The organism is Serratia sp. A07 (genome assembly GCF_058725505.1).
Map to the genome: position 1 here is coordinate 1 of NZ_JBZXDO010000077.1, position 5904 is coordinate 5904.

Sequence of the window (5904 nt, forward strand, 5' to 3'; positions counted from 1 at the left end):
TGAGTAGGTTGTGATCTCAGATTACAAACCGGCCAAAATAATTGTCGCGAACCGGCCAGATTAATTGTCGTCAGATACTGTGAGGTATATCTGATTATTGTACAGGATATACTTATCCGTTTACCGAGCGAGAGCCTCACGAGCGTCTTTCATCAGGGTCCGAATCAATAACGATTCATCATGGCCGTTTATGGTACCGCAGTCTCTCCCCTTGTATTTTTACTGTAGTGGAGACAGAAGCCAAAAACACCGGCGTTGACATGCCGGGGAAGTCCTTATAGTACAATAATTCTCTATATCCAAACTGACCCCTGACAGTACGGATTCAACCAGTGTGGCGGTAATCGGTTTTTCACCTGTCTGGTATCCTGCTTCCATCGCCAGCGTGCCAAGTGCAACTGGACCTGCAGCGGTGTACGAAGTTTCATTGCCACAGATCAACTGCTTCAGTTGTCAGAAAGGGGTTTGAGGTCCAATGGAACGAAAACGTACGGAAATATCGTAACCATTTGATTATAAATAATTATTATTTTGTGAAGTAAGGGTTTAGCGACAATCGACACAACCTTAGGTTGTACAGCTTGTCTCTTTTTTGCCTCAACTGAAAGTATCGTTAAAAAACTTTTACTTATTGACAACTTTTATACATATGGCAGAATCCACACAAAGATAACGATAATCATTATCAACAGTGGATGTTGTTCAGATATGAGGCAAAAACTAGCTCCTTTTACAATGATAGCATTGTGCTTTGCCACAAAGCTCGCTTTGGCGGAAAATATACCTAATCTTGTCATCGGCGCAGGAGGTATCTACAAAGTGGAGGACTTCCTACCTGAGAAAAATAAGTGGACAATAAGTTCCGGTATTTCAATTTATGAAAATACTAAAACTAACACATCACCACAGTATTCACTAAATATCACATCACTGGGTTCTTTCTTTATAGATAACTCTGTCTCTATAGTTACTACTAATACAAAACAACTTTCCGGCTATACTTCTTTTCAATATGGCGTTAGCGACAGTCTTTCACTTCGCGGAACAGTTGTTGGAAAGTACACAAAAAAAGATACTACCGACGAACAATTTAATCTTAGCACAGAAAACAAACACAGTGTCGACAACTATAACTTTGGGGTTTCATATCGGGTAGACAACTTTTATCCACTCACGGTGGTGAGTACAGGCGCGGGATTTAAGGCAGGGAGTCTTAATAATTATACCTTATCGTCTTCTTTCAGTTGGATTATGGATCCCGTGGTGCTTACTTTATACCCTTCATATATCGATGGTATATCTAATAGAAAAGATGACGTTAAATATCGTTATTTTTCAACGACAGGAATTATAAGCGTAGCTTTAAACAATGATATAGACATAAAGTTTGGTGCTTCTAAAGATATTTACAGCATGAAAAAAAAGAGCCCTCACTCTCCATCCTGGGATACAGCGAGTTCATTAATAACCGGCATCACCTTCAATAGCTGGAAGAATTTCACTGCTGATTTTAGCATTGACCATGAGCTAGGTGGCATGGATTCAAATACATTTTCTATCGACTTTTCGTGGAGGGTATGATTATGACGTCAAGAATAAAAAATTTTCAATATCTGATTTTATCATTATCTCTACTAAGCTTTGGCTCTACAGCTTCAACCGCTCAAAAGATTGATGATCTTGAATATAAACCTTATCAAGTTATGACTGATGCGGAATTGAATAGTACTAAAGGAAAGGCTATTCCTGTTGTACTTGTACCTATCTTATGGGCAGCGGCTCAAGGAGCCACTGTAAACTTAAGTGCTTATCTAGCGCAAACAATTGGGGCCGGAAATGAAGTTAAATTCAATGAAGCCTTAACAGCAGCGGCTGTTGGTGCAGGTATCGGCGCGGTAGGTGGTGCTCCACTAATGGCTGATAGGTTTTTACTCACTGAAGCAGGTGGGTTGTTATTTGGTGGCTTAGCTGGTGAATACCTTGGTAAAAATAAGAATAAAGTTGGGCCTGCACTTGATTCCGTTCCGTCTCAATCCGATTTAAATAAAATTCTGAATGATCCAAACTGGGGTGAAAACCATTTTAAAAACATGCCTGGTCTTAGTGGAGGGCGCTACAAAGAAGCTATGCAGAAAGCTGTGGACGATCCGGCTTCATGGAACAAGCTAATGAAACAAAGATGTACAGCTTGTCATTAAAGGAGTTCTATTGTGAACATTACTTATATTGTTCTTATTTATGTCATGTGGTTTTTATTGTTTAAAATTTTGAGTGGTAAATTCAAATGGTTAAACACTATATATTCAATCATACCTGCGTTCTTAACTGTTTGTTTGGTTAACTGGCTATTCGGTTAGTCGTTAAAAATTTTCATATTATATGGTGCATATAAATGAAAAGAATCTTTTTATTTGCGTTTGGATTTACTCTAGTATTAGGACTGTATAGTGAAGCCTTTGCTATTGAAAGGCCAAGGGATAAAGTGAAAGAGTACTTTTCCGATGCAAAAACAAAGCACATAGAAAGACAGCTGTTTGATAACTCATGCGGCATTGCGTCATTGGCTTTCGTTCTGAATAGTTACTATAACAAAAGTACATCGGAGAAAAATCTATTTTTCTTTATTGGCTTAAAGCCTGAGTATTCTTTAGGGGATTTGAAGAAAGCCGCCAACACATTTAATATAGAAACGATTGGGTTGAAAATCAACCTAAATGAGTTGAAAAAACTAAAATCACCAGCCATCTTAAAAACCAGTACAAACGGAGGGCATTTCATTGTGTATACGGGATATAAAGATGGATGGTTTCAAGTAGTAGACCCTGCTAAAGGCAGGATGAACTATTTTGAAAATGAACTAGGTAAAATATTTAAAATCGAAGGGGGTAATTATGGTGGGGCGTTGGTTTTTATCTCCAAGGTAAAAAATAGCTTCGATGATACAATTCTCTACTCTAACTCCACAAATAGACTCTTTTTGGAAAAGTGATTCATTCATAATAAGTTATGATGATGATATTTATGCGGCTTTCTCAATCAATTCATCAATTATTTTATATATTGTCGAATACGAGATTTTCATTTCTTTTGCGTTTTGTTCAGTACGGTGCGATAGCGGTGCATAACCGCTTTTGTCCGGACAAAGAGTTGGAACAACAATACATGACGATCATAAAAGGTTATGTACGTGAGGATGTCGAACGCCTGGCGCACTTACTTGCTCTGGTACGAATAGCACTGGCCGCTAAACCTTGTGATTTTTTGGGCATGGCTTTCATGAACCTGGAGCTTGGTGATAAACATCGCGGGCACTTTTTTACGCCCTGGAGTGTGGCATCCCTGATGGCCAAACTGCAATTTACCGGACTGGAGCAACGGTTGTTGACTCAACCGTTCGTGACGATCATTGAGCCTGCGTGTGGTGCCGGCGCCATGATGATCGCCGCTGCGGCCGAGATTCAGGCGTTGGGGTATATGCCTTCACGGCATGTGTGTGTTTCCTGCGTTGATATCGATGTGGTAGCGATGTCTATGCCGTATATCCAGCTGTCTTCGCTTGGCATTCCTGGAGAAGTTGTGTTGGGTAAGGGGTTTGACGGTCAATGATGTAAAAAATCACGTTAAGAAGATAATTCATTGTTTATATTAATATTTAAAGGGCGAGACTCTCCCTTCAGAATATCCTCCGGCAGCGTGAATGTGTAATGCCCCAGCATATTGATATGCCCGTGCATCAGCGGTGACAGCCGGGCAATATGTTCATCATCCGGTGTTTCGCCCGTGGTTGTTCTTATATGCGAAAGTGCTTCCTGCATGTAGAGTGAGTTCCACAGCACCACAGCACCACAGCACCACAGCACTACAGCGTTAGTGACCAGTCCCAGCGCGCCCAGCTGGTCTTCCTGCCCTTCACGATAGCGCTTTCTGATTTCGCCGAGCTGACCGTAACAGATGGCCCTGGCCACAGCATGACGGCCTTCTCCCCGGTTCAGTTGCGTCAGAATACGGCGGCGATAATCCTCATCATCGAAATAATTAAGCAGGTACAATGTCTTGTTGACCCGCCCGACCTCCATGATCGCCTGCGCCAGCCCTGACGGGCGGGTACTTCTGAGCAGAGAACGGATAAGCTCCGATGCGTGGATGGTGCCCAGTTTCAGGGAACCGTATGCCCGCATCATTTCATCCCAGTGGTTTTCAATCCTGGGTAACTCCACGCATCCTCTTGCCAGTTCATCCAGTGCGCCGTAATGGGCGTTTTTGTCGATCCGCCAGAATACGGCTTCGCCGGCATCAGCCAGCCGCGGAGAAAACTGATATCCCAGCAGCCAGAACAGGCCAAAAATAATGTCACTGGCCCCGGCCGTGTCCGTCATAATCTCGAACGGATTCAGCCCTGTCTGCTGCTCCAGAAGGCCTTCCAGCATAAAAATGGAGTCGCGTAATGTGCCGGGAATGACAATACCGTGGAACCCGGTGTACTGATCTGAAATGAAGTTGTGCTAGGTGATGCCATGTCCTGAACCAAAATATTTTTTGTTCGGTACGGCGTTGAGCGTTTTCACCGGCGTGACAAAGCGCATGCCATCAGCTGAAGCCACCTCACCATCGCCTCAGTGGCCGGCAAGCTTCAGCGTCGACTGAAAATCAACCAGCCGGGCATTGGCGCTGACCAGTGTTTCTGCCCGGAGGTAATTCTGTTTCACCCAGCTGAGCCGGTGGCGGGTCAGTGCCGGTATATTGTGTTTTATCAGTGGTTCATGTCCGATATTACAGGCCTTAGCCAGCAGAACAGCACACAGGCTAACGTGAAGATCCTTTGCTCTGGCCTCTGATTCACTGACGTGCGTAAACTCACGGGTAAAACCGGTTCTGGCGTCGATTTCGAGCAGCAGTTCGGTTAAATCCACGGGCGGGAGAAGCTGTTTCACCCGGCTGCTCAGCTGTGTCAGCGCAGGCGGCTCATCGAGTTTTTCCAGGCTGCTGACAGTCAGGGAAGGATACTTACCGTCATGACAGATGCTCACGGCATCGTTACAGTCAAAGCGACGCGATACCGTTTTCCAGGTCTCATCCAGTTGCGCTGCCAGCTGTTGTAACGCTTTTCTGCCGTCAGTGGGGTGTCCCATCGCACGACAGACGGCCACGCGCTGAGCCTGCCATTCCCTGCCCTGAAGCAGCTTCCGGCGCGGATCGCCCCAGTGGTCACTGTTTTCCAGCCAGATATCACGACGACGCAGTGCATCCTGAAGACGTTCCAGCAGGCACAGTGAGTAACCGGCGCGTTGTATCCGGCCATCAGTATCATAGACCAGACGTTTCCAGGGGCCGGTGATAATGTGTTCAGGCGCATCGTCCAGTATGCGTTTTTTCGAACCATTCAGTTCAGTAAGGTAATGGACAGCAGCCAGAGTATGCTCACCGTCAGGAGCAGCACAAAAGTGCAGGTCGCGCAGAAGCGCGGGAAGGAAGCGCTTCACCCGGCCGTACTGCTCCACCATTTCATCCTGAAAATTTGTGTTATGCGGGCGGGCCAGCTCATTAACTTTATCAACTGACTCCGCAATCCTAACGACCGGCACGCTTTTGAATATGGTCTTTCGCAACGCACTCTCATCAGTATTTTCGTCAAGCAGAAGCGCACAGGCCTGCCCCAGCACTCTGCCCCTTAAGCTGTGCGAATCTCGTGACATAAAATTTTTTCGCCTGAGCCGTATCACCTCTTTTGATAGCGTCAGTGAGTTTCTGGTAATCTTTGTTATTTTTAATATATGGACAGTTTTTTCCCGCAGATAAGGCAGATATTATTCTCCAGGGCTTCCTTTACTATCTCGCGTCAATTATTTTGGCCGGTCGGCGACAATTAAAATGGCCGGTTCACTACGGCGCCAGTGATGCCGCCTC

General features: G+C 44.9%; 4 protein-coding genes and 2 pseudogenes. 4 read left to right on the forward strand and 2 right to left on the reverse strand.

Annotated elements, in window-relative coordinates; genetic code table 11:
* Positions 1-291: 291 nt before the first annotated feature.
* A pseudogene (locus AC4PR2_RS27215) lies at positions 292-460 on the reverse strand (ExeA family protein); the annotation flags it as partial.
* Positions 461-708: 248 nt separating this feature from the next.
* Here AC4PR2_RS27215 and AC4PR2_RS27220 point away from each other — a divergent pair.
* The 4 genes from AC4PR2_RS27220 (at position 709) to AC4PR2_RS27235 (ending at position 3606) form a co-directional block, all read left to right on the forward strand.
* Positions 709-1581: a hypothetical protein gene (locus AC4PR2_RS27220; RefSeq protein ID WP_228011753.1), complete on the forward strand. Its 873-nt coding sequence runs from the start codon at positions 709-711 to the stop codon at positions 1579-1581.
* A 2-nt stretch (positions 1582-1583) separates the two neighbouring features.
* On the forward strand, positions 1584-2198 hold the full coding sequence (locus AC4PR2_RS27225; protein ID WP_180547761.1) for a hypothetical protein: 615 nt from the start codon (positions 1584-1586) through the stop codon (positions 2196-2198).
* Between the two features lie 194 nt (positions 2199-2392).
* A complete protein-coding gene (locus AC4PR2_RS27230) occupies positions 2393-2989 on the forward strand; it encodes a C39 family peptidase (RefSeq protein ID WP_180547760.1) in 597 nt (198 codons plus the stop codon).
* Between the two features lie 32 nt (positions 2990-3021).
* Complete coding sequence (locus AC4PR2_RS27235) at positions 3022-3606, forward strand: N-6 DNA methylase (protein WP_228011752.1); 585 nt, start codon at positions 3022-3024, stop codon at positions 3604-3606.
* Between the two features lie 14 nt (positions 3607-3620).
* On the opposite strand, the pseudogene AC4PR2_RS27240 reads toward AC4PR2_RS27235, so the two are convergent.
* A pseudogene (locus AC4PR2_RS27240) lies at positions 3621-5657 on the reverse strand (Tn3 family transposase); the annotation flags it as partial.
* Positions 5658-5904: the final 247 nt, after the last annotated feature.

Coding starts and splice junctions, on each gene's coding strand:
- AC4PR2_RS27230 (WP_180547760.1), top strand. CDS start 2,393: ATGAAAAGAATCTTTTTATTTGCGTTTGGATTTACTCTAGTATTAGGA.
- AC4PR2_RS27220 (WP_228011753.1), top strand. CDS start 709: ATGAGGCAAAAACTAGCTCCTTTTACAATGATAGCATTGTGCTTTGCC.
- AC4PR2_RS27235 (WP_228011752.1), top strand. CDS start 3,022: ATGCGGCTTTCTCAATCAATTCATCAATTATTTTATATATTGTCGAAT.
- AC4PR2_RS27225 (WP_180547761.1), top strand. CDS start 1,584: ATGACGTCAAGAATAAAAAATTTTCAATATCTGATTTTATCATTATCT.